Genomic DNA, 19,490 nt, shown 5'->3' on the forward strand with positions numbered 1-19,490 from the left:
GACGGGTCGGCCGCCCGGCGCCGGGTCGACCAGGGAACCTTTCCGCCCCGCCCGTCCGTATCAGGAAGGCGGGGCGCCGCCTCGCCGCCCCATCTCCTCGGGAGGGACCTCCATGGAGCCGCAGTCCGGCCTGCCGCGCTGTCACCGCCACCCGGACGTCGAGACCGGCATCCGCTGCACCCGCTGCGAGAAGCCGATCTGCCCGCGGTGCATGGTCTCGGCCTCCGTCGGCTTCCAGTGCCCGGACTGTGTCCGGGGCGGCTCCGGCACGGGTCACGCGCCGGACGCCAACCAGCCCCGCACGCTCGCCGGCGGCCGGGTCGCGTCGGACGGGCGTCTCGTCACCAAGATCCTCATCGCGCTCAACCTCGCCCTCTTCATCGCCGCCCAGGTGGCCGGCGACCGGCTCGTGGACGAGCTGACGCTGATCGGCTACGCCTACAGCCCGCCGCTCGGCGAGCTGGTGGGGGTCGCGGACGGCGAGTGGTACCGGCTGCTGTCCTCGACCTTCCTCCATCAGGAGGTCGCGCACTTCGTCTTCAACATGCTGGGGCTCTGGGTGATCGGCGGCATCGTCGAGCCCGAGCTCGGCCGCATCCGGTTCGCCGCGCTCTGTCTGCTCTCCGGACTGTCCGGCTCCGCCCTCGCCTTCGTGGTGGCCCCGTCGAACCAGCCCTCGCTCGGCGCCTCCGGCGTGGTCTTCGGCCTGATCGGCGCCTGGGCGGTGCTCACCCGACGGCAGCGGTACGACATGCGGCCGGTCGCCCTCTTCGTCGCTCTCTCGCTGCTGCTGACCTTCACCCGGCCCGGGATCTCCTGGGAGGCGCACATCGGCGGTCTCGTGGGCGGCGCCCTGGTGACCTACGGCCTGCTGCACGCACCGAAGGCCCGGCGGAACCTCGTGCAGTACGGAGCCTGTGGACTGGTGCTCCTGATCGACCTGGCGATGGTCCTGGCCCGGTCGGCCAGCCTCACCACATGAGCGAGGGGGGTCGCGGACGAGCGGCTCCGAAAGCTTTCCCCAGAGTTATCCACAGTGTGTGGCGAGCTGTGTGCACCTGGTGGAGAACGGCCGCGCCCCCCGCTCCTGAGCTGGGCTTTTCCAGCGGGAGCGAGGGGCGTGGCAGGCGCGGGGCGGTAGTGACGCAGTCACACCGGCGTCAACCCGGCCTGAGTTATCCACAGATCTTCGTAAGTTATCCAGTGCTGTGCACAACGCTGTGGATAAGTTCAGGGCAAGGCTTGACGGGCGGGTCGGGTGCCCGCTACTTCCACTGCGTGGAGACGCCGAACCCGGCCGCGATGAAGCCGAAGCCCACCACGATGTTCCAGTTGTTGAGGGACTTCACCGGCAGCGAGCCGTCGGTGACGTAGAAGACGACGATCCACACGAGCCCGATGAGGAACAGCGCCAGCATCACCGGTGCCACCCAGCTGCGGTTGGTCAGCTTGATGTTGGTGGCCTGCTTGGCGGGCGGGGGCGTGAAGTCGGCCTTCTTGCGGATACGTGACTTCGGCACGAGGGACTCTCCTGTCGATGCGCTGCGTGACCGCGCAGGGAACTGTGGCTGGCGCCGGGGTGGGACGGCTGGGTGACGTAGGAGGACCACTGCGTCCCCCGGGCGTCCGTTAGCGTAGTGCTTCCACGGCACCGAAGGGGATCAGGGTACGTTGAGCAATTCTGCCGACTCTTCCTCCGGGCCGGGCCGACCCTCCAGGTGGCGCCCCGTCCGGGTGCTCACGGCTGCCGTCTTCGCGCTCGCCGGGCTGATCTTCGTGACCAGCTTCAACACCGCGAAGGGCACCAACATCCGGACCGACGCCTCCCTGCTCAGGCTCTCCGACCTGATCGAGGAGCGCAGCCACAAGAACGCGGGCCTGGACGAGTCCACCGCCGCCCTGCGCGACCAGGTCGACACCCTCGCCGCCCGCGACGACGGCTCCACGAGCGCCGAGGACAAGCGGCTGAACGCCCTGGAGGAGGCCGCGGGAACCACCGAGACGTCCGGGCCCGGCCTCACCGTCACCCTGAACGACGCCCCGCCGAACGCCCAGGCCGCCCCCGGCTACCCCGAGCCGCAGGCCAACGACCTCGTCATCCACCAGCAGGACCTCCAGGCGGTCGTGAACGCGCTCTGGCAGGGCGGCGCCCAGGGCATCAAGGTCATGGACCAGCGGCTCATCTCGACCAGCGCCGTGCGCTGCGTGGGCAACACCCTGATCCTCCAGGGCCGGGTCTACTCACCGCCGTACAAGATCACCGCAGTGGGTGACCGGGGCAAGCTCGCCGAGGCGCTCGCCGCCTCGCCGGCCGTGCAGAACTACCAGCTGTACGTGAAGGCCTACGGGCTCGGCTGGAAAGTGGACGAGCACAAGGCGATGACTCTTCCCGGTTACTCCGGCACAGTGGATCTCCACTACGCGAAGCCCGTGAGCTGACGGAGCCCACCCGGAGCCGACGGGCCGGCGGAGCTCACGGAGCCGACGGGCCGGCGGAGCTCACACGGAGCTGACGGAGCTCGACGGAGCTCACTGCGGGGAGGCCCGGCCGGTGGCGGTGCGACTGATCGTCAGGACGTTCAGCGAGCTGTGCCTCACCGTCGGGACCGTGATCGTCCTCTTCGTCGTCTACGTCCTGCACTGGACCGGCGTCCGGGCCGAGAGCGCGACGGCCGGCCAGATCGACCTCCTGGAGCGGGCGTGGGTGGACCGGCCCGTCGCCGAGGCCGTCACGGCCGCCCCGCCCCCGGAGCCGTACACGGCGGGCCGGGGCATCGCCGTCATGTACGTCCCCCGGCTCGGCGAGGACTGGGAATGGCCGGTCCTGGAGGGCACGACCACGGCCGTCCTCAAGAAGGGCCTCGGCCACTACGCCTCCACCGCCCGCCTCGGCGCGACCGGCAACTTCTCCGTGGCGGGTCACCGGCGCACGTACGGAGATCCGTTCAAGGACTTCCCCCGGTTGCGGCCGGGTGACGCGATCGTCCTCACCGACGGCACGACCTGGTTCACGTACCGCGTCGAGCGCGCCCCGTACCGGACCGTCCCCACCGACGTCGGCGTGATCGACCCCGTGCCGCGCAGGTCCGGCTTCGACGGGCCCGGCCGCTACCTCACCCTCACCACCTGCGAGCCGGAATGGGGCAGCAGCCACCGGCTGATCGTCTGGGCGCACCTCGACGCCACCCAGCCTGTGACGCAGGGCAAGCCGCCGGCTTTGGCGGGCTGACCCCCCAACGATCCTCCGCCCCGTACTCTGGTGCCCGTAACGAACGGAAGGGGCAGCGGACGTCATGTACGGCTGGATCTGGCGGCATCTGCCGGGCAACGCGTGGGTACGGGCCCTCATCTCGCTCGTCCTCGTCCTGGGGGTCGTGTACGCCCTCTTCCAGTACGTGTTCCCCTGGGCGGAGCCTCTGCTTCCGTTCAACGATGTGACGGTGGACGGCCAGTGAGCGCGCGGATTCTCGTCGTCGACAACTACGACAGCTTCGTCTTCAACCTCGTCCAGTACCTCTACCAGCTCGGCGCCGAGTGCGAGGTCCTGCGCAACGACGAGGTCGAGCTGAGCCACGCCCAGGACGGCTTCGACGGGGTCCTGCTCTCGCCCGGCCCCGGCTCGCCCGAACAGGCCGGGGTCTGCGTCGACATGGTCCGCCACTGCGCCGAGACCGACGTGCCCGTCTTCGGCGTCTGCCTCGGTATGCAGTCGATGGCCGTGGCGTACGGCGGTGTCGTCGACCGCGCCCCCGAGCTGCTGCACGGCAAGACCTCGCTCGTCACGCACGAGGGCCAGGGAGTCTTCGCGGGCCTGCCGTCGCCGTTCACGGCGACCCGCTACCACTCGCTGGCGGCCGAGCCCGGCACGCTGCCGGACGAGCTGGAGGTCACGGCCCGCACGGAGGACGGCATCATCATGGGCCTGCGCCACCGCGAACGGGACGTCGAGGGCGTGCAGTTCCACCCCGAGTCGGTGCTCACCGAGCACGGTCACCTGATGCTCGCCAACTGGCTGGAGCGGTGCGGCGACAAGGGGGCGGTGGGCCGGTCGGCCGGGCTCGCGCCGGTGGTGGGCAAGGCCGTCGCGTGACGACGGGGTCGCCGTGGTTCCGGGCGACGAACGATCCGGACGACGGGCAGGAGCCCGTACCGCCGCAGACGCAGGCCATGCCGCGGTACGAGGAGTCGGCGTACCCGTACCCGCAGGAGTACGCGTACCCGCAGGAGCAGCCGTACCAGCGGGAGCAGCCGTACCAGCCCGGCCAGCCGTACCAGGCTGAGCAGCCGTACCAGGCTGAGCAGCCGTACCAGCCTGAGCAGCCGTACCAGCGGGAGTACGCGTACGAGCCGATACCGGAGGCCGTGCCCGCCCCGCGTACCGTCCCCGGCCCGACCGGCCCGGGCCCGGCACCGGCCGCGGAGAGCCCGTACGAAGCGCCGCAGGCCCCCTACGAGGCCCCCTACGAGCCTCGGCACGAGACGATGGCCCTGCGGGCCGATGAGGCCGCCGGGACGCCTGAGGCGGCTGTGACGCCCCTTCCCGGCCCCGGCCGGGCCGAGCGCAGACGCGCCGCCAAGGGCAGGGGGAAGGGCCGCCGCGGCGGCCCGGCCGCCGAACCCGACGTCGAGACCTCCGCCGCCGCACCCGGCGCCCCCGCCGCTCCGATGTCCCGCGTCGAGGCCCGGCGCGCGGCCCGCGCGGCCAAGGACAGCGTCGGCGTCGTCGCCAGCCGCGTGGTGGGTGAGCTGTTCATCACCTTCGGCGTCGTGATGCTGCTCTTCGTCACGTACCAGCTGTGGTGGACGAACGTACGGGCCGATCAGCAGGCGAGCCAGGCCAAGGGGCAGATCGAGGACTCCTGGTCCAAGGGCAGGGCGCCCGGCGTCTTCGAGCCGGGGCAGGGCTTCGCCATCATGTACATCCCCAAGCTGGACGTGGTCGTCCCCGTGGCCGAGGGCATCAGCAAGCCCAAGGTCCTCGACCGGGGCATGGTCGGCCACTACAGCGAGGGCACCCTCAAGACGGCGATGCCCGGCGACAAGCAGGGCAACTTCGCGGTGGCCGGACACCGCAACACACACGGCGAACCGTTCCGGTACATCAACCAGTTGAAGCCCGGCGACCCGATCGTCGTGGAGACGCAGGACGCGTACTACACGTACGAGATGGCGAGCATCCTGCCGCAGACGGCCCCGTCGAACGTCTCGGTGATCGACCCGGTGCCGAAGCAGTCCGGCTTCGAGGGGCCGGGACGCTACATCACGCTGACGACCTGCACGCCCGAATTCACCAGCACCTACCGGATGATCGTGTGGGGCAAGATGGTCGAGGAACGCCCGCGCAGCAAGGGGAAGCCGGACGCGCTCGTAGGCTGAGCCCCTACGAGAACCACGACCCACACTTCAGGACGGGACGACGCAGTGGCACGTGCGCGCAACTGGATCGCCGGAGGCATCAGTCTCTTCGGCGAACTCCTCATCACCGCGGGCCTGGTGCTCGGTCTCTTCGTCGTCTACTCGCTGTGGTGGACGAACGTCCTGGCCGACCGGGCCGCCGACAAGGACGGCGACCAGGTCCGCGACCGCTGGGCGGCCGGGCCCGGCGCCCTGGACACCAAGGACGGCATCGGCTTCCTGCACGTCCCGGCCATGGGCGACGGCGAGATACTCGTCAAGAAGGGCACCGACCCCAAGACGCTGAACAACGGTGTCGCCGGCTACTACACCGACCCCGTGAAGTCGGCCCTCCCGCAGGACAAGCAGGGCAACTTCACGCTCGCGGCGCACCGCGACGGGCACGGGGCCAAGTTCCACAACATCCACAAGATGAAGAGCGGCGACTCGATCGTCTTCGAGTCCAAGGACACGTGGTTCGTCTACAAGGTCTACAAGAGCCTGCCGCAGACGACGAAGTACAACGTGGACGTCCTCCAGCCGGTCCCGAAGGAGTCGGGCAAGGCCAAGCCGGGCCGCTACATCACGCTGACCACGTGCACCCCGATGTACACCTCGGACTTCCGCTACATCGTCTGGGGCGAGCTGGTCCGCACGGAGAAGGTCGACGCGGACCGCACCCCGCCGGCGGAGCTGCGGTAACCGCAACGGGTCCCACCGCACGGGGTACGCGCAGGGCCGACCCGCTCCCCCCGAGGCACGTGAAGAGCCCCGGCAACCTTCGGGATGCCGGGGCTCTTTCGCGGTACCGCGTCCGCGGGGCTAGTCGAAGAAGCCGCCGCCGTTGCCACCGTTGTTGCCGTTGCCGCCGCCACCCGTCGAGAAGACCGTGACCGTCTGGCCGGTGGTGATCGGGCTGCCCTCCGGCGGGTTGGTGCCGAAGACCACGGCGTCGCCCTTGTCCGAGCCCTGCTGCTGCACGACCAGGCCCAGGGCCTCCAGCTGCTGCTTCACTTCCTCGAACTTCTTGCCCGTCAGCCCCGTCGGGATCGTCGTCTGCGTCTGCTGCGGGCCCTTGGAGACCTTCAGCGTGATCTGGACGTCCTTCGGCTGGTTCGAGTTGCCGCTCGGGGTCATCCCGGTGACCGTGCCGGCCGGCTGCTGGGAGTCCTCCTGCTGCTGGGCGATGTTGGTGAAGCCGAGCTGGTTGAGCTGCTGGATCGCCTGGTTGACCTCGCGGCCCGTGACGTCCGGCAGCTGCGACTTCTCCTGCTTGGCCACGGTGATCGTGACCTCGGAGTTCTGCTCGGCCTTGGCACCGCCGTCCGGGCTCTGCTTCAGCACCTTGCCCGGGTCCTCGTCGGACTCCTCCTGCTTGACGACGACCTTGAAGCCCTTGTCCTTCAGGAGCTGCTCGGCGCTCTCCTGGGACTTCTCCGTCACGTCAGGGACCTCGATCTGCGGCGCGCCCTCGGAGACGACGACGGAGATCGTCTCGCCGACGGTCATCTTCGCCGTGCCGTCCGCCACGGGCGTCTGGCTGCAGATCTTGCCCTTCGGCTGCTCGCACCGCTCGGAACCCGACTGGACGACCTGCACCTGGGCGTTGGTCGCCGAGCCCTTGGCCTCCGCGAGCGTGTGGCCGACCAGTGACGGCACGGTCACCTGCTGCGGCTCCGCCTTGGTCTCGAAGATCGAGCGGCCGATGAGGATCGCGCCGACCAGGACCAGGACGCCCGCCAGAACCAGCAGGATCGTCGAGGTGTTCGACTTCTTCTGGCGGCGGCGGTCCGGGCGGTCGTCGTAGCCGTAGCCGCCGTCGTCCGGGTTCACCGGCGGGAGCATGGAGGTCTGGCCGGCCGCGTCGGTCTGGCGCAGGGCGGTCGTCGGCTGGTCGTCGGAGCCGTAGCCGCCGTAGCCGTTGCCGTAACCGCCGCCGTACGCCGCGGCGCCCATCGCCGCGGCCGCGGCGACGGGCTGGCCGTCGAGGCAGGCCTCGATGTCGGCACGCATCTCGTCGGCCGACTGGTAGCGGTAGTCGGGGTCCTTGACCAGCGCCTTCAGGACGATGGCGTCCATCGAGGGCGTGATCTCGGCATCGAAGTTGCTCGGTGCCTGCGGCTCTTCCCGTACGTGCTGGTAGGCGACCGCGACCGGCGAGTCGCCGATGAACGGCGGCCGGACGGTCAGCAGCTCGTACAGCAGGCAGCCGGTGGAGTACAGGTCGGAGCGGGCGTCGACCTGCTCGCCCTTGGCCTGCTCCGGGGAGAGGTACTGGGCGGTGCCGATCACCGCGGCGGTCTGCGTCATGGTCATGCCCGCGTCGCCCATGGCGCGCGCGATGCCGAAGTCCATGACCTTGACCTGGCCGGTGCGCGTCAGCATGACGTTCGCCGGCTTGATGTCGCGGTGCACGATGCCGGCGCGGTGCGAGTACTCCAGCGCCTGGAGGATGCCGACCGTCATCTCGAGCGTGCGCTCGGGCAGCAGCTTGCGCCCGGAGTGCAGCAGCTCACGCAGGGTCGAACCGTCGACGTACTCCATCACGATGTACGGGATGGAGACCCCGTCGACGTAGTCCTCGCCGGTGTCGTAGACGGCGACGATCGCCGGGTGGTTGAGCGAGGCGGCCGACTGGGCCTCACGGCGGAACCGGGCCTGGAAGGACGGGTCGCGGGCGAGGTCGGCCCGCAGCGTCTTCACGGCGACGGTGCGGCCGAGCCGGGTGTCGTGGGCGAGGTAGACCTCTGCCATGCCACCACGGCCGAGCACCGAGCCCAGCTCGTACCGGCCGCCGAGGCGACGCGGCTCTTCCATAACTGATCCAGCCCTCTCCGTCTGTCCCGACCGCACCCGTGTGTGGTCCGGCGGTGTGCTGTTCGCGCAAAGGCTACCGGCCACGGGAGGGCGATCCGCCCGTGACCATCACCTGATACCTGACCGGTACCTGGCCGGTGCCAGGACGCAAGGTCAGCTCTTGCTCTTCAGTACCGCCTTCATCACGGCCTTGGCGATCGGGGCGGCGAGGCCGCCACCGGAGATGTCCTCACGGGTGGTGCCCGCGGAGTCCTCGACGATCACGGCCACCGCGACCGGCGAGCCCTGGTCGGTCTTCGCGTACGAGATGAACCAGGCGTAGGGGCGCTTGGCGTTCTTCTCGCCGTGCTGGGCCGTACCCGTCTTGCCGCCGACCTTCACGCCGTCCATCTTGAGGTCGGCGTTGCCGCCGGTCCCGTTGGAGACGACGTTCTCCATCATCTGCTGGAGCTTCTGCGCGTTCTCCGGCGAGACCGGGCGGCTCATCTCCTCGGGCTCGTTCTGCTTGATCACGTCGACGCCCGGGGACTCCAGCTTGTCGATCATGTACGGCTTCATCAGCTTGCCGTCGTTGGCGATCGCGGCCGTGACCATGGCCATCTGGAGCGGGGTGGTCGCGGTGTTGAACTGGCCGATGGAGGAGAGCGCGTTACCGCCGCGGTCGGCCTGCTTGTCGTAGACCGAGGCGGCCGAGCGGACCGGCGTGAACTGCTCGGCGTTGAAACCGAACTTCTCGGCCATCTCGACCATCTTGTCGCGGCCGACGTCGTCACCGAGCTTGGCGAAGACGGAGTTGCAGGAGACCTCCAGCGCCTTGTTCAGGCTGGCGTTCTCGCACCCGCTGGCGTGGTTGACCATGGGCGTACGGGACAGCGGGATGTTGTACGGCTCCGGCGTGTCCGTCGCCGCGTTGATGTCCTTGACCTTGCCGTTCTCCAGCGCCGCGGCCGCCGTGACGACCTTGAAGACGGAGCCGGGCGGGTAGATCTCGCGCAGCGCGCGGTTCTGCTTCGGCTTGTTCTTGTCGCTCTCCAGCGCCACCCAGGCCTTCTCGTCCTTGGCCGAGTAGCCGGCGAAGGTCGAGGGGTCGTACGAAGGGGTGGACGCCAGCGCGAGGATCTTGCCGGTCTTGGGCTCGATGGCGACGACCGCGCCGGTCTTCTTGCCGAGGCCCTCGAAGGCGGCCTTCTGGGCGGCGCCGCTCAGCGTCGTGACGACGTTGCCGCCCTTCTTCTTGTCGCCCGTGAACATCGACAGGGTGCGGTCGAAGAAGAGCCGGTCGTCGTTGCCGGTGAGGATGCCGTCCTCGATCTTCTCGATCTGGTTGGCGTCGTACGCCTGCGAGGCGTACCCGGTCACCGGGGCCCACATCGGGCCGTCGGTGTACGTGCGCTTGAAGCGGTAGTACGGGTCCTGGGAGTCGACCGAGCCCGTGATCGGCTTGCCGTCCACGATGATGTTGCCGCGCTCGTTGGCGTACCGCTCGATCTGGACCCGCTTGTTCCGCGGGTGCGTGGTCAGCTCGTCGGCACGGACGTACTGCAGCCAGTTGTCCCGGACCAGCAGGGCGAGGACCAGCAGGCCGCAGAAGAGCGCGACCCGGCGCAGGGGCTTGTTCACGGACGGACCACCTGGGTCATCTCGGCGTCGGGGGACGGGGCGGGGGCGGGCGCCGGGCGGCGCGCGGTGTCGCTGATCCGGATCAGGATGCCGATCAGCGCCCAGTTGGCGATCACGGAGGAACCGCCGTACGCGAGGAACGGCATCGTCATACCGGTCAGCGGGATGAGCCCCATCACACCGCCGGCGACGACGAAGATCTGCAGCGCGAACGCGCCGGACAGGCCCATGGCGAGCAGCTTGCCGAACGGGTCACGGGCCGCGAGGGCGGTACGGACACCACGCTCGATGATCAGGCCGTACAGCAGCAGGAAGGCCATCACGCCGGTCAGACCGAGCTCCTCGCCGACGGTGGCGAAGATGAAGTCGGAGTTGGCGGCGAAGCCGATCAGGTCGGAGTTGCCCTGGCCGAGGCCGGTGCCGAGGATGCCGCCGGAGCCGAAGGACATCAGCACCTGTGACATCTGGTCGCACGCGGCGGCCATGTTGGACCCCTCGGGCGCCGTCTTCAGGCAGCCGAAGGGGTCGCTCCAGGCCGCCACCCGGGACTGCACGTGCCCGGCGAACGACGCCACTCCGACCGCGCCGGCGACGGACATCAGCAGACCCATGACGATCCAGCTGGTCCGCTCCGTCGCCACGTACAGCATGATCACGAACATGCCGAAGAACAGCAGCGACGTACCGAGGTCGTTCTCGAAGATCAGGATGAGGAGGCTGACGGCCCAGATCGTCAGGATCGGGCCGAGGTCACGGCCGCGCGGCAGGTAGAGACCCATGAAGCGGCGGCTGGCCAGGGCCAGCGCGTCGCGTTTCACCATGAGATAGCCGGAGAAGAAGACCGCCAGGACGATCTTGGCGAACTCACCGGGCTGGATGGAGAAACCACCCACGCTGATCCAGATCTTGGCGCCGAAGACGTCCGCGCCGAGGCCCGGGACCAGCGGCAGCAGCAGCAGGACGAGCGCCGCGACCATCGAGATGTACGTGTAGCGCTGCAGGACCCGGTGGTCCTTCAGGATCAGCAGCACACCCACGAACATGGCGATGCCGATCGCCGAGTACAGCATCTGGTTCGGGGCGTCCGGGGTGAACGTCTTGTACCGGGCGATGATGCGCGGCGACTGGTCGAGACGCCAGATCAGCACCAGGCCCAGACCGTTCAGCAGCGTCGCGAGCGGCAGCAGCAGCGGGTCCGCGTACGGCGCGAACTTGCGCACGACGAGGTGCGCGACGGCGGCGAGCAGGCCGAGGCCGAGGCCGTAGCCGAGCATGCCGGACGGCACCTCGCCGTCGATCGCCAGACCGACGTTGAGGTACGCGAAGACCGGGATGACGACGGCGAACGCGAGCAGTGCGAGCTCGGTGTTCCGGCGGCTCGGTGCCTCGATGGCGCCGATGGTGGTCGTGTTGGTGACAACGCTCATGGTGGTGAAAGGCCCCCTACGGGTGCTTACTGCTTGCCGCAGTTCGAGGCCAGCTTCTGCTCTTCCTCCGTGAGGGTGGGGCCCGGGGAGGGAGCGGCTGTGGTGGGCTTGTCGGACGGGGTCGAGCCGTCGGCGGGCGGCTTGCTCGCCTGGTCGGCCGCCTTCTCGGCGGCCGCACGACGCTGCTCGGTCTTCTTGCACGCCGAGGCCTGCAGGGAGAGCTCGGAGACCTTCGTCTCGGCCTTGCCGAGGCTGCCGCCGGCGATGGTCTCCTCGACCTGCTTGCGCTGGTAGGGCGGGAGGTACTTGAGTTCGATCTCGGGGTGGTCCTTCTCCACGTCCGAGAGCGAGACCCACGCCAGGTCCTGGCTGATGCCCCGGTAGAGCGCGACGTGCTGGTCCTTGGAGCCGACGTAGTACTGCGTCTGCGTCCAGCGGTAGCCGCCGTACAGACCGCCGCCGACCACGCCGACCACCAGGGCGAGGAAGAAGATCCGCTTCAGCCACTTGAGACCGGTGCGCGGCTTCTCGAACTTCTCGTACTTGTCGAAGTCCTCGTCCGTGTACTGCCCGAACGAGCCCTGCGGCGGCATCCCGCCGTACCCGTGCTCCTCACCGCTGCCGGGCGGGCCGAAGCCCTGCGGCGGCTGGCCGCCGGGCTGCTGCTGGTGCCCACCGGTGCGACCGAGACCGGAGGCCCGGCCGGCGGGCGTCTGCATCGCCCCGCCGTCGGACTGCTGCACCTGGTTCTCGGCGACCGCGCCCACGATGACCGGGGTGTCGCTGAGCTGACCGGCGAGGGTGTCGCCGCCGTCGACGTCGAGGACGTCCGCGACGATCACCGTGATGTTGTCGGGGCCGCCGCCGCGCAGCGCGAGCTGGATCAGCTCCTGCACGGTCTCCTGCGGGCCCTGGTAGCTGGCGAGGGTGTCCTCCATCGTCTGGTGCGAGACGACTCCGGACAGCCCGTCGGAGCAGATCAGATAGCGGTCGCCGGCCCGGACCTCACGGATCGACAGATCCGGCTCGACGTGGTCGCCGCTGCCGAGCGCGCGCATCAGGAGCGAGCGCTGCGGGTGGGTCGTGGCCTCTTCCTCGGTGATCCGGCCCTCGTCGACGAGCCGCTGCACCCACGTGTGGTCCTGGGTGATCTGCGTGAGCACCCCGTCCCGCAGGAGGTACGCGCGCGAGTCGCCGACGTGCACCAGGCCGAGGCGCTGACCCGTCCACAGCAGGGCGGTGAGCGTGGTGCCCATGCCCTCCAGCTGGGGGTCCTCCTCGACCATCATCCGCAGCTGGTCGTTGGCGCGCTGCACCGCGGCGCCGAGCGAGGTGAGGATGTCGGAGCTCGGGACGTCGTCGTCGAGCGTGACGAGGGTGGAGATCACCTCGGACGAGGCGACCTCACCGGCGGCCTGGCCGCCCATGCCGTCGGCGATGGCGAGCAGCCGCGGCCCGGCGTAGCCGGAGTCCTCGTTGCCCTCGCGGATCATGCCCTTGTGCGACCCGGCGGCGAAGCGCAGTGACAGGCTCATGCGCACCTGCCCCGTCGCCGCCGCCTCGGGGTACAGCCGGTCTCGAGCCACACTGCCCACCCTCCGGTCGGGAGCCCGTGCCGGTACGCGGCACGGACCTGACGGTCCGCCGCGCGGTCCGTCGTGGGGACCGCCTCGGCCCGCTCGCTCCGCTCGCACTCATACATGACGTAGCACTACTTCCGCAGCTCGATGACGGTCTTGCCGATGCGGATCGGCGCGCCCAGCGGAATCGGCGTGGCGGTCGTGAGGCGGGTCCGGTCGAGATACGTGCCGTTGGTGGACCCGAGATCCTCGACGATCCACTGGCCGTCCCGGTCCGGATAGATCCTGGCGTGCCTGCTGGACGCGTAGTCGTCGTCCAGCACGATCGTCGAGTCGTGGGCACGGCCCAGCGTGATGGTCTGCCCCTGCAGGGCGACCGTCGTGCCGGTCAGCGTCCCCTCGGAGACGACGAGTTTGGTCGGGGCGCCGCGGCGCTGGCGGCCGCCGCCCCCGTTCTGCTGTTGACCGCGCTGCTGGGGCGGCTGGGCCGCCTGGCGCGTGTTCTGCTGCGGACGGGCGTCCTGGCGGCGCGAACCGCGCTGCGTGACACGCGTGCCGAACAGGTCGCTCCGAATGACCTGGACGGCCACGATCACGAACAGCCACAGAACGGCCAGGAAACCCAGCCGCATGACCGTCAGGGTCAGCTCTGACATTGCCCCCGCTTCACCCTTCGGCTTGCCGGTAAACGATGGTGGTGCTGCCCACGACGATCCGCGAGCCGTCGCGGAGCGTAGCGCGGGTGGTGTGCTGCCCGTCCACCACGATGCCGTTGGTGGATCCGAGATCCTGGATCGTCGAGGGCGTTCCGGTCCGGATCTCGCAGTGCCGGCGGGAGACGCCGGGATCGTCGATCCTCACGTCCGCGTCGGTGCTGCGGCCAAGGACCAGAGTCGGGCGTGAGATCTGATGGCGGGTGCCGTTGATCTCGATCCACCGGCGCACTGGGGCGCCGGAGACGGGCATGGGGCCGGGGCCGCCGGCCGTGGGACGGCCGGCGGCGGGCGCCTGGCCGGGTCCTTGGCCGGGTCGCTGACCGGCCGAGCCCGGCGGCGGGGCCGCGGGCATCGGCGGGGCGCCGACCGGGGGGTAGCCGTAGCCGCCCGGGGCTTGGCCGCCGGGTGCGTGACCGCCTGGTGCGTGACCGCCGGGTGCGTGGCCGCCCGGCTGGGGGCCCGCGGCGGGCGACTGCTGCTGTGACGAACTCGACGCGAGAGTGCGGCTGCGCACCCGGTACAGACCGGTGTCGAGGTCCTCGGCCTTCTCCAGGTGGACCTTGATCGGGCCCATGAAGGTGTACCGCTGCTGCTTCGCGTAGTCGCGGACCAGACCGGCGAGCTCGTCGCCGAGCTGGCCCGAGTACGGGCTGAGGCGGTCGAAGTCCGGCGTGCTCAGCTCGACGATGAAGTCGTTGGGGACGACGGTCCGCTCGCGGTTCCAGATCGTCGCGTTGTTGTCGCACTCGCGCTGGAGGGCGCCCGCGATCTCGACAGGCTGGACCTCGGACTTGAAGACCTTGGCGAAGGTGCCGTTGACCAGACCTTCGAGCCGCTGTTCGAAACGCTTCAGGACTCCCATGGGGCACCTCCTCCGTCGTTGTCGTCCTGGTACTGCTTACTGATCGTATCCACGCGTCGGGAAATCGGCTGGTTCCCCTTCTCTGCCCTGTGGACGAGTGTCACCTCTCACAGACCTTCCCCATGGATCGTAGAGGCGGCCCCTGGACAGTGTCCCGCACCCGAGGAGCGAGCAGGAGGAGTGGGGCCGAGCGGCGGGTGCGTCCGTCCCGTTCCTCCCGTTACCCGTCGGCCCTCCCCCGAGGATTCGTCGCCACCTTCTCCCTACCTTCCCCCGACCTTCTCCCTTGACCCTGCTGGTCCCTGTGTCCCTGTTCGCTCGGGGAGGGGGTCAAACAACGGATGTGAATCCACCGTCTGCGACGTGCTAATCTTCAGATGTCGCCAGGCGATCGCACCGAAAAGTGCAGGAGCCCGGAGCACACCCAATGCGCGGGTGGCGGAATAGGCAGACGCGCTGGATTCAGGTTCCAGTGCCCGAAAGGGCGTGGGGGTTCAACTCCCCCCTCGCGCACCAGACGGAAGCCCCGTAGGTCATCGACCTACGGGGCTTCTGCGTTGCTGGGTGGTGGGCGCGGCGTGGGTGCGGGCGCTGACGGTGTGAGAGAGGCGACGTTCGTCGTTGGTGTGCGCGACGAAAGAGGGCCGCCGGTGAGGCGGGGCGCTGCCTAAGGTGCGACCGTGGACGCGACTTCGAAGATCAGGGCAGGGGCCGACGCCGCGTGGGACTGGTTCGCGGCGCCCGGGATGTGGTCGCGGCGCAGGACCGCCGGTGAGGTGGTGCTCGCCGTCGTGATGGGGCTGCTCGCCTCCGGCACCGAGGAGCTGCTGGGCGGCGAGGGATGGTGGCTCGCCGCGGTGGGCCTGGCGGCCTCCGTGCTGTCGCTGCTGCGCCGTCGGCTGCCCGTGACTGTGCTCATCGTCACGGGAGGCCTCGCGCCGGTGGTGCCCGGCTTCGTCGTCCTGCTGATACTCGTCGGCTGGTCGTCGGGTCGGTACATCCCCGGGGCCGGCCGGGCGCTGATCGCCTACACCGTCGCATACGTGTTGAACGTCTCCGCCAGCCTGATCGAGATCTGGGACCTGCACCGGACGCTGACCATCGTCTTCATGTCGACGCTGTACTTCCTGGCGACGACCCTGGCGCCCGGCCTCGCCAACCGGTACTGGACGCAGCGCAGGACCCTGCTGCACGCCCTGCAGGAGGGCAACGCCCAGCTGCTGCGCGAGCGGGCGATGGTGGTCGGGCAGGCGAGGCTCCTCGAACGGCAGCGGATCGCCCAGGACATGCACGACAGCCTCGGGCACCAGCTCGCACTGATCGCGGTCCACACCGGCGCCCTGGAGGTCGACCGGGAGCTGACCGACCGCCAGCGGGAAGCCGTCGGGGTGCTGCGGAACGCCTCGGTGACCGCCATGCACGAGCTGCGTGAGGTCGTCGGCATCCTGCGGGACGGCGTCCACGCGGGGGCGGAGACCGCGGCGCTGCCGACGGGGACGGGCGACGGTCCGGGACGGGCGGCGCGGGGGACCGCCGGTATCGACGGGCTCGTCGAGGCGGCGCGGGCCGCGGGGAACCGGGTGGAGCTGCGGCGGCGCGGGGAGTACCAGCCCCTGCCACCGGCCGCCGACCACGCCGCGTACCGGATCGTCCAGGAGGCGCTGACGAACGCGTACAAGCACGCGCCGGGCGCGCTCATCGACGTGGAGGTGCGGTACGAGCCGGACTCCCTGGTCGTGGAGATCGTCAACGAGGCGGCCGAGAAGGCCCCCGAGGGCGTGGTCAGTGGCGGGCAGGGGCTGACCGGGCTGCACGAGCGGGCCCGGCTCGTCGGCGGCATCGTCCACGCCGGGCCGGCCGACGGCGGGGGGTTCCGGGTCGCCGGGATGCTGCCGTACGGCGTGGTGGAGGCCGCGCCTTTGGTCGATGCGGCCGACGACTTCCGGCAGCAGTCGCCGAGGCCCCTGGTGGGACACCGTGGTGCCGTCCCGGTCGGGCAGGCCGACTGGACGGTGACGGAACGGGAGTTGGCGATGGCGATACGCGGGGGCAGGAGCACGGGCAGCGGGGTCGCGCTGGGATGCGGCATCGCTTTCGCGGCTCTGGTGCTGCTGCTGGTGGCGGGAGGCTTCGGCGTCTACTTCCTGGTCGGGTCCCTGGAGAAGGGCATGATCGACCCGGCCGACTACAACGCCGTCACGGTCGGATCGGCCGAGCAGGACGTCCGCGACCGGCTGCCGTCCGGTGACACCATCGCCACCACCGGACTGCACGGCAAGGGCCCCGCGGAGCCCGAGGGTGCGAAGTGCCTGGTGCTGATGTCCTCCGAGGTGGGGAGCACCTTTGAGACGGAGCCGGTTTACCGGTTCTGCTTCAAGGACGGCAAGCTGATCGAGAAGAAGTCGTACGAGGTCACGCGCTAGTGCTGACCCGCCCGAACCGGTAGCCGTGGGGGAGTAGCTGTGGCAGGGCAGCGCATCAGGGTCGTGATCGCCGATGACGAGCCGCTGATCAGGGCCGGGATCAGGATGATCCTCACCTCGGACGAGGACATCGAGGTGGTCGCGGAGGCCGCGAACGGCCGGGAGGCCGTCGAGCACGTGCGCGCGCACGTCGCCGACGTGGTGCTGCTCGACATCCAGATGCCGGTGCTCGACGGGCTGTCCGCACTTCCGGAGCTGCGCCGGGTGGCGCCCTCGACGAGGGTGATCGTGCTGACGACGTTCGGCGAGCGGGAGAACGTGCTGCGGGCCCTGGAGCACGGGGGTGCCGGTTTCCTGCTCAAGGACACGGCGCCGGCCGAACTGATCCGCGCGGTGCGGGCCGCGGCGGCGGGTGACGCGTATCTCTCGCCCGCCGCCACCCGGCACGTGGTGGAGCAGCTGGCCTCGGGCCGTGAGGTGGCGCGCGCGGAGCAGGCCAGGGGGCGGGTGGCGGCGCTGAGCGAGAAGGAGCGCGGCGTCCTCGCCCTCCTCGGCGAGGGTCTCTCCAACGCCGAGGCCGGGCGGCGCCTGCACATGAGCGAGGCCACCGTGAAGACGTATGTCAGCCGGATCCTGGCGAAGCTGGGCTGCGAGAACCGGGTCCAGGCGGCGCTGCTGGCGCGCGACGCCGGGCTCTAGGCCTCCGTCGCGGTGGCGCGCGGGGCGGGGCTCGGCGCGGTGCCGGGGAGGCCTGCGGCGCCTGCCGCGTTGTAGCGGAGCAGGTAGCCGGCGAAGCGGGCGAGGTCCTCGGCCGACCAGTCCTTCAGGCGCTCCTGGTAGGCGGCCTGGCGGCTCGCCTGGGTGGCGGCGAGGAGGTGGCTGCCCGCCGCCGTGGGATGCAGGACCTGGACCCGGTGGTCTTCCGGGTCCGGTCGGCGTTCGACCAGGCCGAGTTTCTCCAGGGCGGCGATCTGGCGGCTGACCGTCGACTTGTCCAGCAGGTAGTGGGCGGCCAGGTCGGTGGCCCGGCAGCCCTGCTGGTCGACGATGTGGGCGAGCAGGGTGTACGACACGAGCGGCAGCTCCGGATGGAGCCGGGCGGCCGCGGCGCGGGCGCGGCGGGCGAAGGCCGTCAGCTCCCGCTGGATGGTGTCGACGGAAGTCCTTCGCGTGTCGTCGCCGTCGGTCATGGTGCGCTCCGTGGGGTTGCCCGACAGGGTTCAGTTGCATACTACAACCACACGACAATTTAGGTGTACGATACAAGGGTATTCAGTTGTAAAGACCAACCATGGAGGTGCTCGGTGACCGCAGGACTCCCCGCCTCATCTGCCTCATCTGCCTCATCTGCCTCATCTGCCTCATCTGCCTCATCTACGGGATCGGCGTTGACGGGCGCGCTGCGTCATGTGCTCGGCCATCTGCTCACCCCGCTGCTGATGTGCATCGGCATGGGGCTCGCCTACCTCGGCGCGTTCCACGCTCCCCAGCCCCACGATCTGCCCGTCAGCGTCGTCGGCTCCGGGCCCACGGCCCAGGTCCTCGCCCAGACCCTGCACGACAAGGGTGACGGCGCACTCGACGTGCGTACCGTCCCCGACCGGGAGACGGCCGTCACCGCCCTGCGCGAGCAGAACTCCTTCGGCGCCTACCTCCCCGGCGCCCGCCCCGAGCTCCTCGTCGCGTCCGCCTCCTCCGACACCAGCGCCATGGCCGTCGAAAAGGTCTTCACCAAGGTCGCCGCCGGACAGGACGCACCCCTGAAGGTCACCGACGTCGCCCCCGTCTCCGACGGAGACCCCACCGGACAGGGCGTCTTCTTCCTCCTGGTCGCCCTCAGCATCGGCTCCTACGCCTCCGTCGCCGTCATCGGCGGAGCGGGCGCCGTCCTACCCCTGCGCGTCCGCGCCCTGCTCGCCGCCGGAACGTCCCTCGTCGTCAGCCTCGTCGGCGCGGTCTTCGCCGGACCGATGTTCCACCTCGTCGACCAAGGACTCGGCGGAGTCTGGGCGATGTCCTGGCTGTACTCCGCCGGCATCCTGCTGATCGGCGTCGGCCTCCACACCTTCCTGCGCCGCTGGACCACCCTCGGCGTGATGGTCCTCTTCGTCATGCTCAACTTCACCAGCTCCGGCGGTATCTACCGCCCCGAATTGCAACCCGGCTTCTTCGGCTCCCTGCACGCCTTCTGGAACGGCGCCGGCTTCGTCGAGGGCGTCCGCAGCCACGTCTACTTCGACGGCCACGCCCTCGGCGGGCACGTCCTGACCCTCGCGCTCTGGCTCCTCGCCGGAGCGGCTGTCATGGGCTGCGCGGCTCTGGCCGAGGCACGCCGCCGCGCCGCCACCGCACCGGCGGCGGCCGAGACACGACGCGGGAACATGGCCGACACGGCGGCCGGGGCCGCGGCCGCGACGGGGCCCGTGACGGTGGCCGGTACAGGCCCTGCGACGGGGTCCGCGACCGTGGCCGGAGCTGCGGCGGAAGGGGAGGAGATGGAAGAGGAGATGGAGGAGGCCGTCGGGGTCTGAGAGGCGGCCGCCCGCCGGCCGGACCGTTGTCCACAGGCCGTTGTCCACAGGGGAAGACGGGCCGCCGAACCCGGCGTACCGTCATCCCTGGTTGATGTTGAACACCACGGCACAGCACAG

18 protein-coding genes and 1 tRNA gene are annotated in these 19,490 nt (G+C 70.1%); 11 read left to right on the forward strand and 8 right to left on the reverse strand.

Features of this window, described 5'->3' with window-relative positions; genetic code table 11:
- Nucleotides 1-112 precede the first annotated feature (112 nt).
- Nucleotides 113-982: a rhomboid family intramembrane serine protease gene (locus tag ACIPPS_RS20175; protein ID WP_401433730.1), complete on the forward strand. Its 870-nt coding sequence runs from the start codon at nt 113-115 to the stop codon at nt 980-982.
- Nucleotides 983-1,265: 283 nt separating this feature from the next.
- On the opposite strand, the gene crgA is transcribed toward ACIPPS_RS20175, so the two are convergent.
- Nucleotides 1,266-1,520 carry a cell division protein CrgA gene (gene crgA / locus ACIPPS_RS20180; protein WP_362005428.1) on the reverse strand — a complete coding sequence of 85 codons (255 nt, stop codon included), beginning with the start codon at nt 1,518-1,520 and terminating at the stop codon, nt 1,266-1,268.
- Nucleotides 1,521-1,671: 151 nt separating this feature from the next.
- Here crgA and ACIPPS_RS20185 point away from each other — a divergent pair, with 151 nt between their 5' ends.
- The 6 genes from ACIPPS_RS20185 to ACIPPS_RS20210 all read left to right on the forward strand — a co-directional run bounded on the left by ACIPPS_RS20185 (nt 1,672) and on the right by ACIPPS_RS20210 (nt 6,096).
- On the forward strand, nt 1,672-2,439 hold the full coding sequence (locus ACIPPS_RS20185) for a DUF881 domain-containing protein (protein ID WP_401433732.1): 768 nt from the start codon (nt 1,672-1,674) through the stop codon (nt 2,437-2,439).
- A gap of 112 nt (nt 2,440-2,551) precedes the next feature.
- Entirely contained in the window at nt 2,552-3,229 is a 678-nt protein-coding gene (locus ACIPPS_RS20190; RefSeq protein ID WP_401433734.1) for a class E sortase, read from the forward strand.
- A gap of 64 nt (nt 3,230-3,293) precedes the next feature.
- Nucleotides 3,294-3,455, forward strand: a complete 162-nt coding sequence (locus ACIPPS_RS20195) for a hypothetical protein (protein WP_362005436.1) — start codon at nt 3,294-3,296, stop codon at nt 3,453-3,455.
- Nucleotides 3,452-4,090: an aminodeoxychorismate/anthranilate synthase component II gene (locus tag ACIPPS_RS20200; RefSeq protein ID WP_401433737.1), complete on the forward strand. Its 639-nt coding sequence runs from the start codon at nt 3,452-3,454 to the stop codon at nt 4,088-4,090. Before ACIPPS_RS20195 ends, ACIPPS_RS20200 begins: the two co-directional genes overlap by 4 nt.
- Nucleotides 4,087-5,376, forward strand: coding sequence for a class E sortase (locus ACIPPS_RS20205; RefSeq protein WP_401433739.1), 1,290 nt, complete (start codon nt 4,087-4,089; stop codon nt 5,374-5,376). The genes ACIPPS_RS20200 and ACIPPS_RS20205 overlap by 4 nt, the downstream gene beginning before the upstream one ends.
- Before the next feature lie 45 nt (nt 5,377-5,421).
- Nucleotides 5,422-6,096, forward strand: coding sequence for a class E sortase (locus tag ACIPPS_RS20210; protein WP_401433741.1), 675 nt, complete (start codon nt 5,422-5,424; stop codon nt 6,094-6,096).
- Between the two features lie 120 nt (nt 6,097-6,216).
- Here the strand turns inward: ACIPPS_RS20210 and pknB are convergent, their stop codons facing one another.
- The 6 genes from pknB to ACIPPS_RS20240 form a co-directional block, all read right to left on the reverse strand.
- On the reverse strand, nt 6,217-8,211 hold the full coding sequence (gene pknB, locus ACIPPS_RS20215; protein WP_401433743.1) for a Stk1 family PASTA domain-containing Ser/Thr kinase: 1,995 nt from the start codon (nt 8,209-8,211) through the stop codon (nt 6,217-6,219).
- Between the two features lie 153 nt (nt 8,212-8,364).
- Nucleotides 8,365-9,831, reverse strand: coding sequence for a peptidoglycan D,D-transpeptidase FtsI family protein (locus tag ACIPPS_RS20220; RefSeq protein WP_401433746.1), 1,467 nt, complete (start codon nt 9,829-9,831; stop codon nt 8,365-8,367).
- Nucleotides 9,828-11,258 (reverse strand): FtsW/RodA/SpoVE family cell cycle protein, encoded by a 1,431-nt coding sequence (locus ACIPPS_RS20225; protein WP_401433749.1) that lies wholly within the window; start codon nt 11,256-11,258, stop codon nt 9,828-9,830. The genes ACIPPS_RS20220 and ACIPPS_RS20225 overlap by 4 nt, the downstream gene beginning before the upstream one ends.
- Nucleotides 11,259-11,284: 26 nt before the next feature.
- Nucleotides 11,285-12,793, reverse strand: coding sequence for a Stp1/IreP family PP2C-type Ser/Thr phosphatase (locus ACIPPS_RS20230; protein WP_401433752.1), 1,509 nt, complete (start codon nt 12,791-12,793; stop codon nt 11,285-11,287).
- Between the two features lie 176 nt (nt 12,794-12,969).
- Nucleotides 12,970-13,494 carry an FHA domain-containing protein gene (locus ACIPPS_RS20235; protein WP_401433754.1) on the reverse strand — a complete coding sequence of 175 codons (525 nt, stop codon included), beginning with the start codon at nt 13,492-13,494 and terminating at the stop codon, nt 12,970-12,972.
- A 10-nt stretch (nt 13,495-13,504) separates the two neighbouring features.
- Nucleotides 13,505-14,416 (reverse strand): FhaA domain-containing protein, encoded by a 912-nt coding sequence (locus ACIPPS_RS20240; protein ID WP_401433757.1) that lies wholly within the window; start codon nt 14,414-14,416, stop codon nt 13,505-13,507.
- Nucleotides 14,417-14,845: 429 nt separating this feature from the next.
- On the opposite strand from ACIPPS_RS20240, the gene ACIPPS_RS20245 reads away from it, so the two are divergent.
- The 3 genes from ACIPPS_RS20245 (at nt 14,846) to ACIPPS_RS20255 (ending at nt 17,538) form a co-directional block, all read left to right on the forward strand.
- Nucleotides 14,846-14,932: transfer RNA gene (locus ACIPPS_RS20245), tRNA-Leu, on the forward strand.
- 230 nt (nt 14,933-15,162) lie between these two features.
- Complete coding sequence (locus tag ACIPPS_RS20250; RefSeq protein ID WP_401434627.1) at nt 15,163-16,839, forward strand: sensor histidine kinase; 1,677 nt, start codon at nt 15,163-15,165, stop codon at nt 16,837-16,839.
- Nucleotides 16,840-16,878: 39 nt separating this feature from the next.
- The gene (locus tag ACIPPS_RS20255) at nt 16,879-17,538 is read left to right on the forward strand and encodes a response regulator (protein ID WP_401433759.1); all 660 of its coding nucleotides are present in this window, start codon (nt 16,879-16,881) and stop codon (nt 17,536-17,538) included.
- Here ACIPPS_RS20255 and ACIPPS_RS20260 read toward each other — a convergent pair.
- A complete protein-coding gene (locus tag ACIPPS_RS20260; protein WP_401433762.1) occupies nt 17,535-18,029 on the reverse strand; it encodes a MarR family winged helix-turn-helix transcriptional regulator in 495 nt (164 codons plus the stop codon). The genes ACIPPS_RS20255 and ACIPPS_RS20260 overlap by 4 nt on opposite strands.
- Nucleotides 18,030-18,227: 198 nt before the next feature.
- Between ACIPPS_RS20260 and ACIPPS_RS20265 the strand changes: the two genes are divergently transcribed.
- Nucleotides 18,228-19,370: a hypothetical protein gene (locus tag ACIPPS_RS20265; protein ID WP_401433764.1), complete on the forward strand. Its 1,143-nt coding sequence runs from the start codon at nt 18,228-18,230 to the stop codon at nt 19,368-19,370.
- Nucleotides 19,371-19,490: the final 120 nt, after the last annotated feature.

The sequence above is a fragment of the Streptomyces sp. NPDC090127 genome (assembly GCF_044746945.1).
Lineage (GTDB): Bacteria > Actinomycetota > Actinomycetes > Streptomycetales > Streptomycetaceae > Streptomyces.